The organism is Aquimarina sediminis, from assembly GCF_002895435.1.
GTDB lineage: Bacteria > Bacteroidota > Bacteroidia > Flavobacteriales > Flavobacteriaceae > Aquimarina > Aquimarina sediminis.
On sequence record NZ_POYJ01000007.1, the window covers coordinates 242,108 to 264,536 of the forward strand.

At 31.7% G+C, this 22,429-nt stretch carries 17 protein-coding genes, 1 tRNA gene and 1 rRNA gene; 6 read left to right on the top strand and 13 right to left on the bottom strand.

All coding sequences use genetic code 11. The annotated features are described in order from the left end of the window. Nucleotides 1-5: 5 nt before the first annotated feature. Both C1X07_RS16220 and C1X07_RS16225 read right to left on the bottom strand, forming a co-directional pair. Nucleotides 6-533, bottom strand: a complete 528-nt coding sequence (locus C1X07_RS16220; protein WP_103071079.1) for a UpxY family transcription antiterminator — start codon at nt 531-533, stop codon at nt 6-8. Between the two features lie 1,206 nt (nt 534-1,739). Further along, complete coding sequence (locus C1X07_RS16225) at nt 1,740-2,300, bottom strand: UpxY family transcription antiterminator (protein WP_103071080.1); 561 nt, start codon at nt 2,298-2,300, stop codon at nt 1,740-1,742. A gap of 849 nt (nt 2,301-3,149) precedes the next feature. Between C1X07_RS16225 and C1X07_RS16230 the strand changes: the two genes are divergently transcribed. The 4 genes from C1X07_RS16230 to C1X07_RS16240 all read left to right on the top strand — a co-directional run bounded on the left by C1X07_RS16230 (nt 3,150) and on the right by C1X07_RS16240 (nt 8,906). After that, complete coding sequence (locus C1X07_RS16230) at nt 3,150-4,958, top strand: helix-turn-helix domain-containing protein (protein ID WP_128755304.1); 1,809 nt, start codon at nt 3,150-3,152, stop codon at nt 4,956-4,958. Nucleotides 4,959-5,164: 206 nt separating this feature from the next. Beyond that, the gene (locus C1X07_RS25065) at nt 5,165-5,329 is read left to right on the top strand and encodes a hypothetical protein (protein ID WP_164914180.1); all 165 of its coding nucleotides are present in this window, start codon (nt 5,165-5,167) and stop codon (nt 5,327-5,329) included. A 149-nt stretch (nt 5,330-5,478) separates the two neighbouring features. Further along, nucleotides 5,479-7,650: a prolyl oligopeptidase family serine peptidase gene (locus tag C1X07_RS16235; protein ID WP_103071082.1), complete on the top strand. Its 2,172-nt coding sequence runs from the start codon at nt 5,479-5,481 to the stop codon at nt 7,648-7,650. A gap of 206 nt (nt 7,651-7,856) precedes the next feature. After that, nucleotides 7,857-8,906 carry a hypothetical protein gene (locus tag C1X07_RS16240; protein ID WP_128755305.1) on the top strand — a complete coding sequence of 350 codons (1,050 nt, stop codon included), beginning with the start codon at nt 7,857-7,859 and terminating at the stop codon, nt 8,904-8,906. Between the two features lie 111 nt (nt 8,907-9,017). Here C1X07_RS16240 and C1X07_RS16245 read toward each other — a convergent pair. The 7 genes from C1X07_RS16245 to C1X07_RS16275 all read right to left on the bottom strand — a co-directional run bounded on the left by C1X07_RS16245 (nt 9,018) and on the right by C1X07_RS16275 (nt 15,256). Next, nucleotides 9,018-9,092 (bottom strand) — tRNA-Val (locus C1X07_RS16245). 84 nt (nt 9,093-9,176) lie between these two features. Continuing rightward, the gene (locus C1X07_RS16250) at nt 9,177-10,394 is read right to left on the bottom strand and encodes a bifunctional folylpolyglutamate synthase/dihydrofolate synthase (protein WP_103071084.1); all 1,218 of its coding nucleotides are present in this window, start codon (nt 10,392-10,394) and stop codon (nt 9,177-9,179) included. A gap of 19 nt (nt 10,395-10,413) precedes the next feature. After that, nucleotides 10,414-11,298 (bottom strand): energy transducer TonB, encoded by an 885-nt coding sequence (locus C1X07_RS16255; RefSeq protein ID WP_103071085.1) that lies wholly within the window; start codon nt 11,296-11,298, stop codon nt 10,414-10,416. A 2-nt stretch (nt 11,299-11,300) separates the two neighbouring features. After that, a complete protein-coding gene (locus C1X07_RS16260; RefSeq protein ID WP_103071086.1) occupies nt 11,301-11,693 on the bottom strand; it encodes an ExbD/TolR family protein in 393 nt (130 codons plus the stop codon). 1 nt (nt 11,694) lies between these two features. After that, a complete protein-coding gene (locus C1X07_RS16265; protein ID WP_103071105.1) occupies nt 11,695-12,381 on the bottom strand; it encodes a MotA/TolQ/ExbB proton channel family protein in 687 nt (228 codons plus the stop codon). 82 nt (nt 12,382-12,463) lie between these two features. Further along, nucleotides 12,464-13,999, bottom strand: coding sequence for a sodium/proton antiporter NhaB (nhaB, locus tag C1X07_RS16270; protein ID WP_103071087.1), 1,536 nt, complete (start codon nt 13,997-13,999; stop codon nt 12,464-12,466). A gap of 30 nt (nt 14,000-14,029) precedes the next feature. Beyond that, nucleotides 14,030-15,256, bottom strand: a complete 1,227-nt coding sequence (locus C1X07_RS16275; protein WP_103071088.1) for a Glu/Leu/Phe/Val dehydrogenase dimerization domain-containing protein — start codon at nt 15,254-15,256, stop codon at nt 14,030-14,032. Nucleotides 15,257-15,723: 467 nt separating this feature from the next. Here C1X07_RS16275 and C1X07_RS16280 point away from each other — a divergent pair, with 467 nt between their 5' ends. Beyond that, entirely contained in the window at nt 15,724-16,866 is a 1,143-nt protein-coding gene (locus tag C1X07_RS16280; protein ID WP_103071089.1) for an acyl-CoA dehydrogenase, read from the top strand. Nucleotides 16,867-17,373: 507 nt separating this feature from the next. Here C1X07_RS16280 and C1X07_RS16290 read toward each other — a convergent pair. Then, nucleotides 17,374-19,092 (bottom strand): helix-turn-helix domain-containing protein, encoded by a 1,719-nt coding sequence (locus tag C1X07_RS16290; RefSeq protein ID WP_103071091.1) that lies wholly within the window; start codon nt 19,090-19,092, stop codon nt 17,374-17,376. Nucleotides 19,093-19,770: 678 nt separating this feature from the next. Here C1X07_RS16290 and C1X07_RS16295 point away from each other — a divergent pair. Beyond that, nucleotides 19,771-19,977: a hypothetical protein gene (locus tag C1X07_RS16295; protein WP_103071092.1), complete on the top strand. Its 207-nt coding sequence runs from the start codon at nt 19,771-19,773 to the stop codon at nt 19,975-19,977. Between the two features lie 126 nt (nt 19,978-20,103). Here the strand turns inward: C1X07_RS16295 and C1X07_RS16300 are convergent, their stop codons facing one another. From C1X07_RS16300 to rrf, 3 genes are all read right to left on the bottom strand, one after another. Next, nucleotides 20,104-20,358 carry a hypothetical protein gene (locus C1X07_RS16300; protein ID WP_103071093.1) on the bottom strand — a complete coding sequence of 85 codons (255 nt, stop codon included), beginning with the start codon at nt 20,356-20,358 and terminating at the stop codon, nt 20,104-20,106. A gap of 386 nt (nt 20,359-20,744) precedes the next feature. After that, a complete protein-coding gene (locus C1X07_RS16305) occupies nt 20,745-22,106 on the bottom strand; it encodes a Gfo/Idh/MocA family protein (protein WP_103071094.1) in 1,362 nt (453 codons plus the stop codon). A gap of 220 nt (nt 22,107-22,326) precedes the next feature. After that, nucleotides 22,327-22,429: ribosomal RNA gene (gene rrf / locus C1X07_RS16310) — 5S ribosomal RNA — on the bottom strand; the annotation flags it as partial.

Sequence of the window (22,429 nt, forward strand, 5' to 3'; positions counted from 1 at the left end):
TTAAATCATGCTATTTCATACACATCCACCATATGATGTGAAGGAAGTATCGCGATAATATTTTGTTGTAATGAATCTATTCTAACTATAATTTTATTGGCATTATTAACTTTTAACACCTCACATTCTAGTCCGCTTAATGATCCATAATTGATTTTTTTAATTTCACCAATTTTTAATGTTTGATGAGAGGTTTCTATATCAGAAATTTCATCAGACTGCGTGAATAATTTAATCTTCAAGATTTCTTCTTCCTTTACTCTGGCATATTCCCGACCAAAACGGATATAAGCACAAGCTCCCTCAATTGATAATGCCTTATTAAAGTCTTTTGCAGATTTGACTTTAACAAAAACATAAGACGGGAATAACGGTTTTAAAATAATTTTCTTTCGATCGCTCCATTTTCGGATTGTTTCGATCATTGGTAAAAACGATTCAAGTTCATTTTCTTCCAAGAGTTTCTCAACTTTTTTTTCATGGCGAGACCTTACATAAAGGACATACCACCCGGTTTTAAGAGGTTTGTTCATAAAACGTTGTCTTTAATGATTAATAATAGTAACTATACATGGAGTACCTAATAAAAAGGGACGTTGGTTTCCCAAAAAATTATTAAGCTTATTAAGGATCGGTCAAGGGCATAGCTTCGCCTCTTTGAGTCCCATCTCTAAGTTTTTTAAGAAAATAAAAAAATACTAATCAAGTTGTCTTGGGGAGGATTAATAACAAATAAAATGATTTTTTTGATTGATTAGAGGTCATCTAATATACAAGATTCTAAAAAATACAAGATGCGGCATTACCATAACCAAGTTATGGTCTTTAAAAATCACATCAAATTAACATTTTAAAACACTGAATACTAACTTCTTAAAAAACAAAAGAGATTAATTTGTTAAAAAAAAACATAATTTATTAACTAAAAAATAACATTTTTAATATTGAATAATTAACAAAAATATTTCTATTATCTTATTATAAATGATTAGCAGACACTATTATTGCGGGTCTATCAAATACCCAATTTATAATATTCCTTTCAATGGGAGTAATTACGAACTTTCTAAAAATACTTCTAACGACATATCTTTATTTTTTTTAAACATACTATAATAAAGAGCTAATTAGCTTCAAAAGTACCCTAAACTCTATAGCAAAATGAACAAGTAGTTTGATCCTTGACCTTTATGAGAGTCAAACAAAAATAATATACAAACTTAGATAGGCTCACTACTTCAAAAATTGTTCGTTTTCAGCTATTTAATCTATTTAAAAAATATAAAAAACATAGCAAGTTTAATTAGTAATAACAAATAAAACATCTTAAAAAGACATGGCTACGCCTCTTAAACTCCCATACAATTTATTCACAGAAAAAGATAGAAACTTTTAGAGGTATTCTAAATTTACTTTAAAAAAATTCCTCTATTGGATATGATCACTACTGAAACGATAATTTCCCTAATTTATTATTCAACGCCCCTAATATTCAGTTAGTAACTAAAGTGGGATTCCGAATGTGATAATCAAAAAACTAACCATTACTTGTTGATCATCTACAAAAAAGGTAGCCGTACAATTATTTATCACAAAACCTCATTAATATGCCACAAAAACTCGTACTATACTTATGTGTATTTCTATTTTATTTACTTTAAATCCATAAACAAATCAAAAAACATCTTATTTTATTATCATTCAAACTTATAATATACCCTCAAATAAATCCTATTAAACTAACTAACCAATCTTCTTTCATCTATATTTAATTGTTTACCATCTTCTAAATCCAAAATACAATTCATTGGAGCAGTAACGATAATACGCTGCTGTAATGAATTAATCTTAACTACTACCTTCTTTATATCATTTACTTTAAGAATTTGACATTTAAATTCTTTTAATATGCTATAAGATGTTTTTATCACTTCGCTTATTTCAGAAGATTCTGGTTTTACGATAATATCTTGGATGCCCCTCAGGTTTGATAACTTTTTAAGGTTATAAATTTCCTCGTCTGTTAATGTCCCATATTCGTTTCCAAAGCGAATAAAAGTACATGCCCCATCAACATTCAATGCTCTATAAAAATCTGATGAAGAATTAATATTTACAAAAACATAAGAAGTAAACAATGGTTTATGCACTACCTTCTTTCGATCACTCCACTGCCTAATCGTTTTAATTGTTGGCACAAATGCCTCTAAGTTATTTTCTTCTAAAAGGTTTTGTACCCTTTTTTCTTGACATGATTTAACATACAAAACATACCAACCTGTTTTAACATATCCTCTCATACCTATTCTTTAAAAAATATCTCAGTTATAATTTACTTAAAAAATATGTGCGCATTAATCAAACAAAAATTAAAAGATGAATATAGCTTCGCTTCCTTGACTCACATAGTATAGATCGCTACAAAAAATCTTCCTACTAAAATCCAGTTTAACTTTTATGGTAAATTACATCCCATAAATACAGCTCTTTTAATTCGGTTATTCTCCAATTAGTTTTAAACCTAATTATTTAATAAATATGTCTAAATCTAATCTTAAGTAGTAAAGATCAAATATTGTATTTGGTCATCATCACTTATACAAACATAGCGGAAAACTAATGCGAAAAACAAATCATTACAGTCCGTTTTCAAGAAAAAAGACACTGAATTCATGGAATTAAGAGATATACATCAAAAACACAAATACCTGAATAACAAATTCTTAAACACCTAATACATCAAAAACATAAATCAAGCTATATTTTCTTAGTACATATTTAAAATTTAGATTGAAATCCCTACGTTAAATAAAATAATATATACCAATTAGGATCAATACTATAAAAGTTACTTTTTTGTATTAAAAACCAAACAGCAATGGTTATGAAGTTCGTAAATAAACACTATCCAATCACAACATAAATATGGTAATTAGCAAACTGTCAGAAACGGGGAATAAATCACTATATTTAAAGAAAACCTTATATTTGAAGCTACCTAAACCTAGATATTACACAAAAAAACAACCTTAAAACCTAATAGTTTGAAAATCAAAAATTTATATTCATTTTTGAATAATTTTTCTTCACACCTTCTCATCGCATGCTTTGGGTTTTATAATCAATTTAAAAAAGGTAAACGGGTAAAATTGAAAAAAAACAAAACCATTTTCAATTTTCAAAATCTTAAAATCTCGTTATCTGTTTTAATTAAAAAATATACTTTTAGAACAGTAAAGAACGTTACACTCTTAGTCTTTGTTATTATATACTCTTGTTTTTCGGGGGAAATTTATGGACAAAATTTAAAATTTAAAAAAGATACTTCTGAAGTATATGGTAATGATGAATTTATAGAAAATCTGGACTCACCCATTCAGGATACTATTAAAACTAAAGCCTATAGTTATTCTCTTTTACAAAAAGCAAAGAAGGAAAAAAACTTATATAAACAATCGGACGCGTATTACTTGTATGCAAGGGTATCTGAAGATTCGATCGCTTTAATCTATGCAGATAGCATTATAAAAGCTACAAAAGAAAAGGATAATTTTGTGTACCCTGCCAAAGCATATTTACTAAAGTCAAATATTTTAGGTTCTCAGGGGAACTACCAAAAATCAATGGATGAGTTAGTACAAGCTCATTTATATGCTACTAAGAATAAAAATACTGATCAAAAGTATGAAACCAAATACTCTATTGCTATCCTAAAAAACTATTTGAGCGAATATAAAGAAAGTCTAAATATATTAAGATCAACAGTAGCATACTACAAAACTAAGTTTGAACAAGATAATAAATATGAGTATGACTATATTAAATCTTTATACGCTCTTGGAAACTCCTATAATGTAAATGAGAACTACGACTCTACTTTGGTAGTCAATAAAAAGGCTTCTAAACTTAGTTTAAAATCAAAAGATAGCATTTTATATGGAAGACTTTTACTAACCTCTGCAGTTGCACATTATTGTAAAAAAGAATATCAATCCAGTTTGGATAGCATTTTTAAGTTAAAAAAAATAAACCTTCATAAAACACAAAGCAAGGGAACAATAGTAAGAACAGATCTATTTTTAGGAAGGATATATTTTGAACAAAAAAACTTTGATAAATCTATACAGCATCTAATAAAGGTTGATTCTTTTGCTTTTAAAAATCAGTATTTTTTCCCTTCAATTACAGAAGCATATGAATTATTGATTAAACACTTTAAACAAAAAAATGATAAAGACAAACAGCTATTCTATATAAATAGGTTGCTTACCGTAGATAGCATTTTGGATAATGATTTTAAATATTTATCTAGAGAAATTAATGAAAAATATTCTACACCAAATTTAATATCCGAAAAACAGCAAATAATTAATTCCCTCGAAAAGAAAAACAGAATCAAAATCACGATAGTTGTCATTTTATCTACACTCTCATTGCTCCTAGTTCTTGCTCTTATACGTAATAACAGAAAGAAAAAGATTTACAAAAAAAGGTTTTTAGAGTTACTAGACAACAAACATAAAATTACAGATAACCCTAAATCAAAGAAAAAAGAAAAGAGCGAGACTAAGGACATAGGGATTTCTGATGTTATCGTAAAAGAAATTTTAGCTCACTTAGAATTGTTTGAAAAAAATGATGGGTATTTAAGATCCAATATAACCATCAATGATTTATCAAAAGAGTTCAAAACTAACTCAAAGTATCTTTCTAAAGTAATTAATGTTCATAAAAACAAAGGGTTTAGTAGCTACATAAACGATCTAAGAGTAGGTTATGCTGTAGAAAAGTTAAAGTCTGACCCAAAAATTAGAAAATATACAATTAAGGCAATTGCAGAAGATATCGGTTTTAATACCACAGAAGCTTTTTCTAAATCTTTTTATAAAACTACCGGGATCTACCCTTCGTTTTTTCTAAAACAATTAGAAAAAGAATACGGCTCTGTCAAAGTATAAAATCATTGTTATTTAGTTTAAAAACCGATTTTATTTTCTCTATCTAGTTTTTTCTCATACCCCAAAATTATAATTTAACAAGTGAATTAACTGATTTTTATAATTTATATAGGCTGAATTCATGAAAACAGACACCTACTGTTCAAACTAGTAGGCTTGGTAGATACTTATTAGGTAAATTTGAATAACTCATAATAACTTACAAAATGAAAAAATTACACAAACAAGGTAAACTTAATTTAAAAAAGCTAAAAATAACTAAATTAGAAAAACTTGGTCCTATTAAGGGAGGTGTCGCTTTAGCCAACGTATGTATTGGTGATGGCGAAGATAGTAGTGGCAATAACACAGACACGCATACTAGAGGATAACTAGATCATCATTTTAATCCCTTATTAAGGAGAAGCTTACATTCCTTCTCCTTAATAAGTACACCTTTAATTTTGCTCAATTAAAGAAAATCTATAGATTTTTTATATAATACTTTTACCCATTCCTCCGTTTTAATCTTCGTCCCCCCATGCATTCCAAACTTATCCTTTTACTTATTTTCTTTCAATGCTCTTTACTAATTACCGCTCAAAGCAAAGTAAACTTTCTATTACCTCAAAAAATTGCAATCGACGAATATCATGGTCAAAAGATTGAAGACCCATACAGATATGCAGAGGATCTAAACATTTCTAAAGTAAAAGAATGGATAACAAAACAGAATTGTATCTCAAATCGGTTCTTAGATAAAATTAATAAAAAACAGTATCTAATCGATCAACAGGCAGAATATGATAGAAAAAAATCATTCGTTATATCAAAACTTAAGGTAACAGAAAACGATAATCATTTTTATCTAAAAAGGTTACCCAATGAGAATACTCCTAAGCTATATTACAGAGCTACATTTTCAAGTCAAGAAGAACTCTTATATGACCCTATAAATTATGATTCAAATTCAAATATTGAATACGTAATTAATTATATACAACCTAGTTGGGATGGAACCAAAATTGTTGTAAGTTTAACAAAAAAAGGAAGAGAAATTTCCGAAATGATTATTCTTGATGTTATCTCAAAAAAAGTACATCCCGAAGTAATCAAAAGCGTTTGGCCATCTAATACCGGAGGGATAGAATGGTTACCTGATAATTCGGGTTTTATTTATGTCCACTATACAACTACAGATGTCACATCCAAACAGTTTTTACTAAACACCAAATCTGTTGTCTATAAATTGGGAGAAAATCCTAATGAAATAGAAGAAGTATTTTCAAAGCAACACAATCCAAAACTCAATCTTAAAGAAGCTGATATGCCTATAACATCATTTCAGCATCAAAACAGTAAATACCTAATAGGCATTACCCCAGCAGCAGGGAACTACTATAACTCATATTACATTCCAATACATCAAATTAAATCCAACAACTGGAAACCTTTGTTTAAAAAGTCTGATCAAATAAAAGGTTTCATTTCAAAAGGTGATTCTATAGTGTTCCTTACTTCGAAAAATGCATCTAATTTCAAAATCTGCATTACATCAATAAAAAACCCTGACTTTGAAAATCCTAAGGTTTTAGTAAGAGAGAAACGAGATGAAGTTATTACAGATCTAGATTTAACCAAGGATGGGTTGTATTTTGTAACTACCAAAAATGGTGTTAACGCAAAGCTGTTTAAACTAGAAAATAAAAAGCAAAAAGAAATTAAATTTTCTCAGGTTTATGGAGATTTAAGAGTTAATTCTAAAGGTTTGAATAGCTCAGAATTATGGATCACTGCCAAAGGGTGGACCACCGATAATAAAAGGTATGAGTATAACAATGAAAAACTCATAGAAAAAAACCTAAATGAAATTATCGATAATAATAGATTTAATGAAATAATTATTGAAGAAGTTGAAGTAGAAGCTCATGATGGAAAAAAAATACCTCTTTCGATATTTTACAAAAAAGGAACTAAAAAGAATAGTAAAAACTCGCTCTTACTTTACGGTTATGGAGCTTACGGAATCTCTGTAAAACCCTCATTTTACATAGATAGGTTGTTATGGATTTTGGAAGGAGGCGTATATGCTATCGCCCATGTAAGAGGAGGTGGTGAAAAAGGAGAAGCATGGCACAAAGGAGGCTATAAATCGACAAAACCTAATACATGGAAGGACTTCATATCCTGTGCCGAATATCTTATCTCTAATAAATACACTTCAAAAGAAAAACTGGCAACATGGAGTGGCAGTGCAGGAGGAATACTAATCGGTAGAGCTATTACAGAGCGACCAGACTTATTTGCTGCTGCCATAGTAGAGTTTGGGTCTCTGAACATGCTAAGATCTGAAATGAGACCAAATGGAATTGCTAATATAAAAGAATTTGGTGCCCTGAAGAATCCCGTTGAATTCAAAGGATTGCTAGAAATGGATGCATATCATCATATTCAAAATAATGTAAAATATCCAGCTACTCTAATTACAGCAGGATTAAATGATGCCAGAGTACCCGCCTGGTTTTCTGTTAAATTTGCGGCAAGATTACAAAGAGCAAACATCTCTAATAATGAAAATCTACTGCTTATTGACAAAAACACAGGGCATGGTATCGATGACACCAAGCTAAAAAGCTTTAATCGATTTGCAACCATTCTTTCATTTGCGTTATGGCAAACTGGACACCCTGATTATCAACCTAGCCAACCATAAATCATTTTATTCCTTCTTCATACATCATTTAACTTGCTCTTTTGACAGAAAAGTCTAGAGTAAATATAAAATTTCTCTCTAATAGATTGTATTACGATTCATTATAGAATGTTTATATGTGGTATTTGAAAATTGAAAAGATTAGATTTCAGGTTCTAATTAAACCTTTTGGTATCTATCTCGTCTCAATAGTAAAATATGTTCTAATGAAAGCTATTAAATTTCTACTATTTGCACTGGTACTTGTACCAATGGCTAATTGTCGAAATGATGATGTAGAAAGTCCTCTTTTGATGACAGAAGAAGCCTTGTGCGATATCGAGCAATATGCTCAAGAAATAGGATGTCACCTAATAAACACATGTTTGGTGCCCATTACAGACTTAGGAACCGAAACATATCTGGGTTTTGGTGGCGGATTATATGAGAATGGATCCAATATACGCCCTATATCGCATACACAAAAGGGCATAGATATCGCTAAGACAATTGTCCCCATCGACACAACGGGAAATCCAGATACTTCTAATGGAAAGATCCTTATGGCTTCTATAGGTTTATCAAACACTAATTTTGAATTTAAGGAATTCCAAAAAATAGTTGATACTCATGAAGACAAAGACCAAAAACTTACCATTGTCAATAGTGCTATCCCAGGTTATGCTATTTTTGATTGGATTCCTGAAACAAACGTAAAAACCCCTTCTGCATGGGATATTGTTCATGAACAATATGATTCTCTAGAAGTCTCTCAAAAACAGGTTCAGATAATTTGGCTTAAGCACACCACCAGAAACTCAGCCTTCTTAGGAGGGCAAGAGAAACATATAGACACACTAACACAATTATATAAAAAGCTATTTCCTATTTTAATGACCGAATTTCCGAATCTTAAAATGGCTTATATGTCTAGTAGAACCAGAGCATATAGTTTTGACCCAGCTACTACAGACCCTGAGCCTTATGCATACGGAAGTGGATTTTCTGTTAAAAGTATTGTTATGGGGCAGATAAATGGCGATCCTGATTTAAATTATGATAATCAAAAAGGTGACGTAAGAGCGCCCTGGATTTCTTGGGGACCCTATCTATGGGCTAATGGAGAACCTAGAAATGACGGTTTCACATGGCAATGCCAAGATACCAAAGATGATTTTATGCACCCATCAAACGACTATGGTTCTCCCAAAATAGCTCGATTACTCTTTGATTTTTTCACAACAGATGAGACCAGTATCATTTGGTATTTTGATTAAGCACTGTCTTTTTTAAAGATTTGATATTTGGTCTAATTTTGGTTCTGAGCTCTATAGTTTTTAAAATCAAAAAAACCGTACAAAAAATTGTACGGTTTTCTTATTTTAATGTGGGCGCTAAGGGATTCGAACCCCTGACCCCTTGGGTGTAAACCAAGTGCTCTGAACCAACTGAGCTAAGCGCCCTATTTCAAAAAGCAACCTTGTTCCTGATTGCGGATGCAAATATAGCACAGTTTTACAGTCTACCAAAATAAAAACGAAAAAAAATTAAATTATTTCTGCAACTACAAATGTACTTCCTCCAACATAAATCACATCCTCATCTATAGCACTCTGTAATGCAGACTCATATGCTTTTTTTACTGTTTTATACTCCTCTCCTTTTAGATTGAATTTTAACGCTTTTTTCTTTAATTCTTTTTCATCAAGCCCTCTTTTAATATTCGGTTTGCAAAAATAATAATGAGCTTCTGCAGGAAACAGAGGTAAAATACTGTCTACATCCTTATCATTAACCATTCCTAGAACAATATGAAGTTTATGATACCCCACTTCTACCAATTGTTTCAATACTGGTGTTAATCCATCTCTATTATGAGCTGTATCACAAATTACTTTGGGGTTATCTCTTAAAACCTGCCATCTCCCTAATAATCCTGTATTCGCTACTACTTGATTAAGTCCTTTCTTTATGGCAGACTCATTGATCTTCCAGCCTTTGCTTTGCAAAACAGAAATAGTTTGCAAAGCCGTCCTTACATTTTCTTTTTGATAATTTCCTTTTAAATCAGAATCATATATACACCCTTGGTAATCTGAAGCCCAATATAAGTCGCTATTGCAGGATTTAGACTTTTCTCGAAATACTTTTTTAGTTTCTGATGTTGTTCTTCCGACTACTACGGGAATATTCTTTTTTATAATCCCTGCTTTTTCAGTAGCAATCGAAGTCAAAGTATTGCCTAAGAAATTAATATGGTCTAATCCAATATTGGTGATTACTGATACTTCTGGTGTAATAATATTTGTAGAATCTAATCGCCCTCCAAGTCCAACTTCTATTATTGCTATATCCACCTGAGATTCTGCAAAATACTGAAACGCCATTCCTACTGTCATTTCAAAAAAAGAAAGTTGGTTGGTTTCAAAATATGATAAGTGTTCAGAGATAAAGTTAACCACAAATTTCTCTGCAATCTTATTTCCATTAACTCGAATACGCTCTCTAAAATCCTTTAAATGTGGAGAGGTATACAATCCTACCTTATATCCCGATTCTTGCAAAATAGAAGCTAGCATGTGACTTGTAGAACCTTTGCCATTCGTTCCGGCAACATGGATGCTTTTAAATTTATCCTCAGGATTATTAAGATAAGATGCTAGTTCAATAGTATTATGAAGATCTACTTTATAAGCTCTAGCTCCCTGGCGCTGATACATTGGTAATTGGGTAAACATCCAATCGAGGGTTTCCCTATAATTCATAAATAAATAAGTATTAGTATTATTCAGAAAGTTTAAACTGATATATAATCGTACCAACTTGCTTAACAGGAGCTTTTGCATCTCTGTTAAATCTTGTTGCCATAGCTGCTTTTTTTGCTGGTTCCATCAAACATGATGCACTATTGGTAGTACCTTTCATTCCAGGTATCGCTCTAATTACCTGCCCATTTTGATTAACTTCTATTTTTACTACTACTATACCCGACTCATTACAGTCTTGAACAAACTTCTCTTTGTTAAGTGCCTTTCTTCCTCCTAATCTATAGTTACCATCTCCATCTAATCCTTTTCCCGTTCCATAATAAGACCTAGCATTAGGATCACCATCACGACTTCCTTTGTCTCCAGGTGATTTATCGTCCCCTTCTCCTCCTTTTACCTTACCATCATTTTTAGGACCATTAGAAAAGCTATTTAGTATATCTAATGTAGACTTATCAGGTTTTGGGTCTGGTTTTTTTTCTTCTACTTTTTCTAAAGGTTTTTCTTTTGAGGTATATGTAGATGACTTCTGATTAGTAGATTTTGTATTTTTTTTAAGGTCTTCTACCTTTTTTTTCGACTCCCTTTTTTTCTTTTCGATCACTGGAGCATCTTCTAACTCTTGAGTGATGACCTTATCTTTTATCTCTGGAGTACTTTCCTGAGGCTCGGACATTGAAGACTCAGGAGTAGTTTGTTTTGGTGAAGACTTTATTGCCTTATTGGGCTGAATCTTACCCGCTCCTGTAGCGGTGGTTCCAAAATTTACAGCGATACCACTTTCGTCTTCAGGTTCCATATAATTTAAGCTTAGATAAAATAACAACAAGATAATCCCTATATGTACTAATATCGTAAGCACAAAGGATTTTCTCTTATGTTTTGTATCGAGCTTTATCATTATTATTCAGGTCTTACTGCTAATATAACTTTATATTTATTTCGGTTTGCAATATCCATGACTCCCACGGCTTTTTCTATGGGAACTCCTTCTTCTGCACGCAAAATTATAGTTGGTTCATTTTTTCCTTGTAATCTAGATAACAATTCAGATTCTAGTCTACTTTGACTAATACGTTCTTCATCAATATAGTATTGTAACTTATTTGTAATACTTACCGATATATTCTGCACATTAGAACTTTTCCCTTTTGCTTTAGGTAAAATCAAATCCAAAGCTTCTGGAGTAATCGCAGGAGATGTCAATAAAAAAAACACTAATAACAGAAATACAATATCTGTCATTGATGACATGCTAAACTCTGGACTAACTTTGTTTCTTCCTCTTAAGTTCATATCAAGCAGGTTCGTTTAACAAGTCTAAGAAATCTACCGCATTAGCTTCCATTTGATGAATTACTTTGTCTGTACGCACCACCAAATGATTATAACCAATATAAGCTACAATACCAACGACCAATCCACCAACTGTGGTTGTCATTGCTGTATATATACCTTCGGCCAGAACTCCCATATCAGCAGTTCCTGAACTTGATGCCAAATTATGAAAAGCCAAAATCATGCCAATTACTGTACCCAAAAACCCAATCATAGGAGCCGCACCAGCTACAGTAGCAAGAATACTAACGTTTTTCTCTAATTTATATACTTCAAGTCTACCGGCGTTTTCAATCGCTTTATTTATATCTTCTAAAGAATGACCAATTCTAGAAATTCCTTTTTCAGTTAATCTAGCAATTGGATTATTGGTCTGAGCACATAAAATTTTTGCAGCTTCAATTTTACCATTCACTACACTATCTCTAATCTTATCCATAAAAGTTTCATCATATTTTGACGCTGCTTTAATCGCAAAGATTCTTTCAAAATATATGTATACTGCTACAAATAATAGTATAAAAAGAATTGCTATAATTACAATTGCTCCTGTTCCTCCACTAAGTAGAAGATCCATAATAGACAAGGAGCTTTCTTCTATTTCCGGTTCAATTTTAGGAGTGTTTTGGGCTAAAACACCTAGCATAAATAAATTCGTCATTTTAATTTTGTTAATTTAGTGTTAGTATACTAACGCAAATTCTACGGGTTAAGTATATCGTTTATTCTTACAAAAAATATATTATTCCTAATAAACCAATTCCTCCAAGCACTATAGTATAAGGGAAAGCCATTTTTACCATTTTCATATATGACAATCCAATTAATGGTGCAAGAGAAGAGGTTAACAAGAATAAAAACGCTGCTTGACCATTAGGTGTTGCAACACTAGGCAAATTTGTTCCAGTATTAATAGCAATTGCTAGTTTTTCGAACTGATCTCTTGATATTGCTCCGTTATCAAATGCTTGTTTCACTTCTCCAATATATACAGTGGCTACAAAAACATTGTCACTAATCATGGATAAAACTCCATTGGCTACATAAAACATTGTAGGTTGCTGACTAGGGTCTAAGGATAAAGCCCAATCAATAATCGGTTTAAAAAGGTGTTGATCGTGTATCATTGCTACAATAACAAAGAATACAACTATTAAACCAGTAAACGGAAGCGCTTCTTCAAACGCTTTCCCTAATTGATGTTCTTCTGTTATCCCCATAAAAGCAGTCTGAACAATTATCAATGCCAAACCTATGAGACCAACCGGTGCCAAATGTAGTGCTAAACCTGCAATTAAAAGTAATGCTGATATTGCCTGTATAACTAAACCAAATTTTGACTTATCAGATCTATTTGCATCCTCATCTTCTGTGTAGTTCTCTATAATTTTTCTAGCTACTTCGGGTAATTTTGCTCCAAAACCAAATGATTTTGTGCTTTCTAAAACTACTGTTGTCACTAAGCCTGCTGCTAAAACAGGAAGTGATACCGGCGCCATTTTAAGAAAAAACTGTATAAAATCCCACCCCATTCGTTCTCCTATCAACAAGTTTTGTGGTTCACCAACTAGAGTACAGACACCACCAAGTGCAGTACCTACAACACCATGCATCACTAAACTTCTCAAAAAGCTTCTAAACTGCTCTAAGGTCTCTCCACTCAACTCTTTTCTATCTAATACTCCACTATCGTCATAATCTCCAGATCCAGAATGAATTTTATGATATACCCCATAAAACCCTACTGCTACACTAATTAAAACAGCGGTTACTGTTAAGGCATCTAAAAAAGCAGAAAGTACTGCCGCTAGAAATACGAATAATAGCGACAATACCATTTTTGATCTTATTTTGGTAAACACTTTACTAAAAATATACATTAATAAAGGTTTCATAAAATATATCCCAGCTACCATAAAAACCAATAGCAAAACTACCTCTAAGTTTTGAACAATTTCTACATATACTCCACTCATTATCTTCTCTCCCTTATGATCGAGTATCGGATTATGATTCTCATCCAGCATTGGAGTTGGAAAAGAATTCGTTAATCTTAACGCTAGGATTTCGATCGCCAATAATCCTCCCGACTGCAATGGATAACACTTAAGCGCCATTGCCAGGGTAAAAATAAACTCCCCAATAAACAACCAGGATGTTATCGTTGGTCCTAAAAGAAAATAGGAAAATACATTAAAAATTAAAAATCCGATCATCACGGTTTTATACCATTTCGGACTACTACCTAAAAAATACTTAAACATAGTTTTACTCGGTTAATACAATTATTACTACTATATCAGCTGTTTAAGAGCTATCTCAAACGCTGTTTTACTTATATTGGTTTTCGCTTGTTGGTTATTAAAAGTATTTTGAATCGCTTTTTTAATTGTTTCTGAAGTATCCATAAAAATAGCTTCATCCGTCATTTGTACCTTTCTTTCCATAAAATAGGCAAAAACTCTTGCCATTCCACAATTAGAAATAAAATCTGGTATCAAACTTACACGCTCATCAGTATACTCCATTATAGGACCAAAAAATATTTCACTATCTGCAAAAGGAACATTAGCCCCGCAAGAAATGACTTCTAATCCAGAATCAATCATAGTGGTTATTTGATCCTTGGTAATCAATCTAGATGCTGCACAAGGAGCAAAAATCTCTGTTGGCAATGACCATACTCTTTGATTCATTTCTTCAAAAGGGATAAGCTGCTCACTATATAACTTGTTACCTTTTTTATTTAAATAAAGTTGTTTTATCTCTTCAAAAGAGAAACCTTCTTCCTTTATTAGCCCACCAGCATGATCTATAATCCCTACTACCTTTGCTCCCATTTCAGAAAGGTAATATGCTGCAGCAGACCCTACATTACCAAAACCTTGCACAACTGCTCTTTTTCCTTTTACTTCACCACCATATATTGTATAATAATGTCGTACAGCTTCTGCAACACCATATCCAGTAATCATATCTGCTACTGTATATTTTTTATTAACATCGGGAGAAAACATAGTATTTTCTAATACTTTAATAACTCCCTGACGCAGTTGTCCTATTCTATTAATTTTATCTGCTTCAGTAGGTTGAAAATGTCCATTAAACACACCTTCTTGCGGATGCCATACTCCGCATTCTTCTGTAATAGGAATAACCTCATGAATTTCATCTACATTAAGATCACCCCCAGTCCCATAGTAACTTTTTAGTAGTGGTGATACAGCTTTATACCATCTTTTAAGAACTCCTTTTTTTCGAGGGTCATCCGGATCAAAATTAATACCCGATTTGGCACCTCCAATTGCAGGACCAGATACTGTAAATTTAACCTCCATCGTTTTGGCAAGAGAAAGAACCTCATTCATATCTAGTCCTTTTCTCATTCTTGTTCCACCACCTGCAGCACCACCTCTCAATGAATTTATAACAGTCCACCCTTCAGCCTCAGTTTCTGAATCTTTCCAATTAAAAACTATTTCGGGTTCTTTATTTTCGTATTTGTTTAATAACTCTTTCATTCTTACTTAAAATTTCAATTTATTGAATCACAGATTGCTTTTTCAAAAAAATTCAAAAAACAATTTATCTAACATCGCGCTTTCTAATTAAAAAATAATCCTCCATTACGGAGGTTAGAGTTGAGTCATATTATAAGGTATTACAGTAAATTGAATTACAGTTAAAATGTAACTTCACAAATATAAAAAACTAAAAATGCAAATGCTTAAATAAAAATAAAATTATGACAATAAAAAAAATAGTCTTTTTCCCATTAAAAGATAATCTATTTCTGACATACTACCTTTAAAAATTGGTTCAGTCTTTGTCTTCGAAAATGATTATCTCAAAAAATGAAAAAAACAGTAAAACTATCATATTATAGCTTATATTTGTAGAATTAATAACAAAATCGTGATTATCTCGATTTATTTTCATTTAAAGTGAAAATTTCGTATTATGCACGCATAGTAAATTATAAAAGAATATGGACTTCAAATTATCCGAAGAGCAGTTAATGATACGCGACGCAGCTCGTGATTTTGCTAAAACAGAATTATTACCAGGCGTAATCGAACGTGATAACAAGCAAGAATTCCCTACAGAACAAGTAAAAAGGATGGGAGAACTTGGTTTTTTAGGAATGATGGCCTCTCCAGAATATGGAGGTGGAGGAATGGATACAATTTCCTATGTTTTGGCTATGGAAGAGCTGTCAAAAATTGACGCTTCCTGTTCTGTAATTGTATCAGTAAACAACTCTTTGGTATGTTGGGGTCTTGACACCTATGGATCTCCCGAGCAAAAAGAAAAGTATCTTACAAAACTTGCCACTGGAGAATCAATAGGAGCATTTTGCTTATCTGAACCAGAAGCTGGTAGTGACGCTACTTCTCAGAGAACAACAGCTATAGACAAAGGAGATCATTATATCATTAATGGAACAAAAAACTGGATAACTAACGGTAATTCTGCTGATTACTACCTTGTTATCGCTCAAACGGATAAAGAAAAAAAGCACAAAGGAATTAATGCTTTTATTGTCGAAAAAGGATGGGAAGGGTTTGAAATTGGTCCTAAAGAAGATAAATTAGGAATAAGAGGTAGTGACACTCATTCCCTTATATTTAATGATGTAAAAGTTCCTAAAGAAAATAGAATAGGAGAAGATGGTTTTGGTTTTAAATTCGCTATGAAGACCTTAGCTGGAGGGCGTATTGGTATTGCTGCTCAGGCGCTAGGAATAGCATCTGGCGCTTATGAATTAGCTAAAGAATACGCAAAGGTTCGTAAAGCTTTTGGAACAGAAATCATGAATCACCAAGCAATTGCATTTAAGCTTGCAGATATGCACGTGCAGATTGAAGCTGCTCGTATGTTAGTATATAAAGCTGCAATGGACAAAGATAATCACGAAAACTATGATTTATCTGGGGCTATGGCCAAGCTAGCGGCATCTCAAGCCGCAATGGATGTTAGTATAGAGGCTGTACAAATACATGGTGGTAATGGATTTGTTAAAGAATACCATGTAGAAAGACTTATGCGCGATGCTAAAATTACCCAGATTTATGAAGGTACTAGTGAAATACAGAAAATCGTAATATCAAGAAGTATTCTTAGAGATTAATTAGTTAAAAATTCTCTAACACAAAAGCCCAAACTACCATTATAGTTTGGGCTTTTTTCATTTCTTTATCTAATATTATATTACTAAATAAAACATTACCTATAATAAAGCTTAAAATCTACTTACATCAAACAGATCCCCTGCATAGTTGATTATCATCAGTTTCTACGTTACAAGGAGGAGCATAAGATAATCCTGACGTAGCGTGCCGTCCTTTGATTGATAACTTTTCTAAGTTAGTTAGTTTAGTAATCTTAAGTTTTTTTAATTTCATTTTTCCCATTTTCTTGTTTTTATTAAAAGTTAAATTTATCCGCTTAACATCAGTTTTGAGACTCATTATATTCAAACCTATTGCAGTTAGGTAAAGTTTAGACTATTAACAACTCTCTACTAAATGATGTTTTTTTGCTAAATTAACAATAAGCAATTAATCGTTGAAATTTATCTAGTTTTATCAGTAAGAATTTATAAATCTATATTGCTTTATTTTGCTACAAAACCACTTCAAACTGAAGTACCCCCATACTTTTTAACATACTCTGCCGGGTTACAACCTTCTTTTTTAGAAAAAGCTTTTGCAAACGATTGAATATTATTAAAACCAACTTCTTTTGCCATAGAAGTGATCGCATATTGCCGAAATTTTTTATTGGTTTTAATCTGTTCTACACAATATTCTATTCTTAAATCATTGATATAATTTGTGAAGTTTTTTTGCTTTTCCAGATTTATTACTTTAGATAAATAAGTAGAATTGGTTTTCAGTTTTTTAGAAACCTTAACTAGCGTTAAATCATTTTTTAAAAATCCCTTGTTATTTTCAAAATCATTTAGTTTTTGAAGTATTTCAACTTTTAGTTCTTGAGAGAGTTCAAGACCTGATGATGGATTTGAAGGTTTCTTTTTATTATTCTCTAAAGTTTTTACTTTTTCCAATTGCTTATCCAACACCTCTTCCAATTTATCTTTTTTCGATTTGTATAAGAAAAAATATAATACACTAATCACAACCAAGACCAAACATCCAATTATCATTATTTTGATTTTTGAAGCTTTATTATCGTCAATCGATTGATTAAGAAGTAATTCCTTTTCTTTGATTAATCTTGGGACATCAAATTTTTCGACAATTTCCTGATTTAACTTTTTGTATTTTTTTTGTCTGATTTTTTCATAACGAATCCATTTTTCTAAAAGCTTAACCGACTCATCATTATCTCCTTTTTTTACATAGTAATCTTTTAGTAACTCAAATGCTTCTCTAATCTCTAATCTATAGTTAGAATCATTTGTTACTGAGTCCACTTTTTCTAGATATTCTATCGCCTTTGCATTTTCATTTAATTGTTTATAGCTTTTTCCTAAATACAAATAAGACATTCTTACATTGATATTATCTACATTGTTATCCAATAAGCTCAATGTTTTCTGTAAGCTATCGATAGCAGCCTTATATTTTTTTCTATGGTAGTTATTAACTCCAGAAGTAAACACTAGTTCAGGATAAAAGAAGTGATGATAACTAGCTAGACTATGTTTAATCCCTTTATTTATATAATAATGAGCAGAGTCATATTCTTGAATTCTATTGTATGAACTCCCTAACAAATATACCGTAGAGATATAATTTTGGCTGTTTCTCTTTATTTCATCCTTTTTAGACAACACAAAAAAGTGTTTTTTATAGATTTCTAAAGCCTCTTCATCTTTACCCAAAATCGTTTTTAATTCAGCAATTATCTCTTCTGCAATCAAGACCTGAATCTCATCGTTGTTTATTTCAGCACTTTTTTTGGCTTTCAATAAACAATTCAACGCTTCATTATACCTTTCCATATCTCGTAACACCCCTCCTTTGAAGATATATCCTGTTCCGGGATAATGACTTTTCTTTACATCTTTAGTAATATCAATAATAGAATCTGAGTATCTTAAGTAAGTTTTGAACTGACCCTTATTCAAATACATAAACATTTGGTATCCATCTGCGATCCTTACTTCATCACCAAGCTTTTTGGCTTTAGAGAGATATACTTTGGCAAGATTAATTTTATATATAGAATCAAGGTGCTTTCCTTTCCAAAATATAGTTGCTAATTCTTTTAATGTTTTATTCTTTAAAGAGTCTGTACCAATAGTTTTATGTTCAGTTCGTAATTGGGATGTAGCATACAATGAAGGCATAAAAAATATTAGCATCACCAATAAACCGATCCATTTCATATATAAATAAATTAAAAGAGTTTGTTTAGACAATAAACAAACTTACAAAGAATAAAAAAACTTCAAAAAAATCAGTTATTCTGGCAATTACAGCAAAAAGAAACCAAATATAATAACGTAGGTTAAAATTTATAAATCGATAAGGTAAAATTTATAAATACTAACCAAAACACTTTGAAAAACTTGTCTTTTCCATATAATTTTATCCCACAAAGTTACTCTTTTATATACATATCATCATCATCACAAGACAGATAAAAAATGAATATATAGTCGTAAAACTATATGCGACACTAACCATATTGTGGCATCAAATCATTAATATAAATATTATGAAAAAATCGATTTTAGATTTCGGAAAAACACTAAATAAAGATCAACATAAAAAATAGTCGGTGGGTCACGTATATGTAATCATAGATCAGAAACTTGTTATGAAGGTCCTGCACCCAGTTCTAATCTCAATCAACTAGTAATTGTTGATTATAAGAGGTTTATCATATATATTAATTTATCAAGGCATAGGTGTTAACATTATTTAACTTTAAATAAGCAAAATAGTTATATTAACTTATAAACTCCGGAAACAAACAGTTAATATAAATTATTGTGAAAAAAGTTCGATGTTAACTACTTATAATTAAACAATTATTCAATAACACTTTAAAATTACATTTTATGTATTTAAAAAATTTTTCTAATTATAGAATTGACAAGAAATTATTATCAAAAATCAATGCAGGGGGGCACGGTTTAGTAATTTGTGGTAATGGAGAATCATTTAGTGCAACTGCAGAATCAGAAGACTCAGTAGAACGAGGTGGTGAACGCTGGTGTCGAGATAGAGGTGGTGTATCTCTTACTACATATCTTGAATCAAGATAAACCTTTACTAAACGCTACAAAAAGATAAAGTAGGACTTGGTATTAATTTCAAGTTCCTAATGAATCGTGTTTCTAAACATTCTTCTTTCTAATTGTAGCGTTTAGCAACCAATAAAACATTAATACTCACCCTAAGTTTGCCAGATCTATCTTTATAGAGCTCACTGTCCTCGACCGATGGTTTTTCAATACATTCTTCAGAAACCCTTCTTCATCCAAAGACACCAGAGTAAACTGCGCTATGCACTCTAAACTAAACTGTAATACATCTCTATCATAACTTACAAAAGCATTTGCATGATCTGTAGAGCGCAAATCCCTTAAAGCAGCCTCAGAATACAGATTATCACTGTTACAAACGATATAGGTTTTAGAATTCAATTCTGGATATTGTGTAATTGCCTTATGGAGAGCATCTGCAGTTCCAAAAGGTTTCTCTCTATCTTTTGGAATATATTGTATTGCATAATTAATAGTGAGACCATGAAGACTATTTTCCTTAAGATTATCCCCATAGAACTCTTTTATCAGGTTTTCTTTTTCTCTAATATCTGGTAATTTTATCCTGAAAAGCGTGGTTGTATTTTCAACAGCATTTAGTGTGATATATTTATCCTATTGCAAATGCATTGACGGGTAGTCCAAGATAATCCTAACGATCTCCAAACAAGCAAATTCTTCCCGGAGATATTATATTCATTTTTTTCAAAATTATTTTTAAACAATGTATGTTTTGTAGTAAACCAATTCAATAATCTCTATCAAAATTAATAGGTATCCTTAATCCAGTTATAAGGCTCTCTTTTGATCCACAATCCTCTTGTAAAATCAGGAAAATCTTGCGGTTCTCCATTATTCTCTATAGAAACTTCTGATAGTGGTGTAATGGCACTCCATGCAGCCGCATCATACACATCTAATGGTGGTGCTATATTTTGCTTTGCAGATTCCACAAATGCGTTAATAACGAAAAAATCCATTCCACCATGACCAGCGCCCATTGCATGTTCTCCATATTTTTTCCATAATGGGTGGTCGTATTTTTTTAACCATTCATCAGCTTTATCCCATTTATGAGGTTCAGATTTCCCTTCTATATACATTCTATTACCATCAACCTCCCATAAACCATTAACTCCCTGCACCCTAAAACCTAACGAGTACGGTCTAGGCAAATTACAATCATGAGTTACAATGATTGTTTCTCCCATCGTAGTTTCTATTGTAGAAGTAATCACATCACCTTGCTTAAACTTTACCTTTGCATTTGGATGTTCTCTCCCTCCATTCTTCACAATATAATTATGTAATCCAATACTCTTCGTCGCATTGGATGTAATTGAAGAAAAACGATTACCTCTATTAATATTACACATCGTTGCCATTGGACCAACCCCATGTGTTGGATACACATCAGCATTTCTTGCTACCGAATGTTGTGTTCTCCATTTTGATTCAGAAATACCCTTTTCTCCAAACTCTACTCCTTTTCCGTATGCTGTTTTTCCGTCATTTAATTTTACAAACCTTAGGTCATGCTGATACCCACATCTAAAATGCAATAACTCTCCAAAAATATCTTGTCTTACCATATTAAGCACAGCCATAATATCTCTACGATAGTTTACATTCTCCAAAATCATAAGATGTGTTCCCGAATCTTCATGAGCATTTACTAAATCCCAACATTCTTCGAGAGTATTTGCCGCAGAGACTTCTAGACCGGTATACTTACCAGCCATCATTGCTTCCTTTGCCATTCGTGTATGCCACAACCAGGGAGTAGATATGATTACAGCGTCAACCTCTTTTAAATTTAATAGATTCCTATAATCGTACTCATTTTTACCAAATACCTTGGGTTTTGGCATTCCTGATTTTTCAATCGATTGCAAAGAAAGATCTATTCGAGTTTGATCAATATCACATATTGCTGTTATTAAAACATCGTCTCTTAAAAGAACATTTTTTAAATGATTTGTTCCTCTTAAACCAACACCGATTAATCCTAATCTAAGTTTTTCTTGATTTTCATTATTCCCAAAAGTTAAGTTTGGAAGTACTGACATTCCCGCTCCTGCAATTGCAGTTTTCTTAATAAAATTACGTCGAGACTTTTGTCTATTCATTATTATACACTTTTCAATTTAATATATTCTTTAAATATACTAGAAAAGCTTGTAGTTAGAAGAGATAGTAACCTTTTAATGTATATAAATCTGATTTTTACAATCTAAATAGGGAACTGAACAAACACAAAGACAGTTTTTTATAATATTCACATCTAATCCGTTTGACCTTAAATTTATGGTATAAAAAAACCCCTCATATTGCTATGAAGGGTTTCAAGGAAGGCGGCGACCTACTCTCCCACGATTGTAGTACCATTGGCGCTATCAGGCTTAACTTCTCTGTTCGGAATGGTAAGAGGTGAGCCCTGATGCTATAACCA

Excerpts from the sequence above, each read along its gene's own strand:
- C1X07_RS16220 (WP_103071079.1), bottom strand. The coding sequence starts at position 533 with ATGAACAAACCTCTTAAAACCGGGTGGTATGTCCTTTATGTAAGGTCT.
- C1X07_RS16225 (WP_103071080.1), bottom strand. The coding sequence starts at position 2,300 with ATGAGAGGATATGTTAAAACAGGTTGGTATGTTTTGTATGTTAAATCA.
- C1X07_RS25065 (WP_164914180.1), top strand. The coding sequence starts at position 5,165 with ATGAAAAAATTACACAAACAAGGTAAACTTAATTTAAAAAAGCTAAAA.
- C1X07_RS16235 (WP_103071082.1), top strand. The coding sequence starts at position 5,479 with ATGCATTCCAAACTTATCCTTTTACTTATTTTCTTTCAATGCTCTTTA.
- C1X07_RS16240 (WP_128755305.1), top strand. The coding sequence starts at position 7,857 with ATGAAAGCTATTAAATTTCTACTATTTGCACTGGTACTTGTACCAATG.
- C1X07_RS16250 (WP_103071084.1), bottom strand. The coding sequence starts at position 10,394 with ATGAATTATAGGGAAACCCTCGATTGGATGTTTACCCAATTACCAATG.
- C1X07_RS16255 (WP_103071085.1), bottom strand. The coding sequence starts at position 11,298 with ATGATAAAGCTCGATACAAAACATAAGAGAAAATCCTTTGTGCTTACG.
- C1X07_RS16260 (WP_103071086.1), bottom strand. The coding sequence starts at position 11,693 with ATGAACTTAAGAGGAAGAAACAAAGTTAGTCCAGAGTTTAGCATGTCA.
- C1X07_RS16265 (WP_103071105.1), bottom strand. The coding sequence starts at position 12,381 with ATGCTAGGTGTTTTAGCCCAAAACACTCCTAAAATTGAACCGGAAATA.
- nhaB (WP_103071087.1), bottom strand. The coding sequence starts at position 13,999 with ATGTTTAAGTATTTTTTAGGTAGTAGTCCGAAATGGTATAAAACCGTG.
- C1X07_RS16275 (WP_103071088.1), bottom strand. The coding sequence starts at position 15,256 with ATGAAAGAGTTATTAAACAAATACGAAAATAAAGAACCCGAAATAGTT.
- C1X07_RS16280 (WP_103071089.1), top strand. The coding sequence starts at position 15,724 with ATGGACTTCAAATTATCCGAAGAGCAGTTAATGATACGCGACGCAGCT.
- C1X07_RS16290 (WP_103071091.1), bottom strand. The coding sequence starts at position 19,092 with ATGAAATGGATCGGTTTATTGGTGATGCTAATATTTTTTATGCCTTCA.
- C1X07_RS16295 (WP_103071092.1), top strand. The coding sequence starts at position 19,771 with ATGTATTTAAAAAATTTTTCTAATTATAGAATTGACAAGAAATTATTA.
- C1X07_RS16305 (WP_103071094.1), bottom strand. The coding sequence starts at position 22,106 with ATGAATAGACAAAAGTCTCGACGTAATTTTATTAAGAAAACTGCAATT.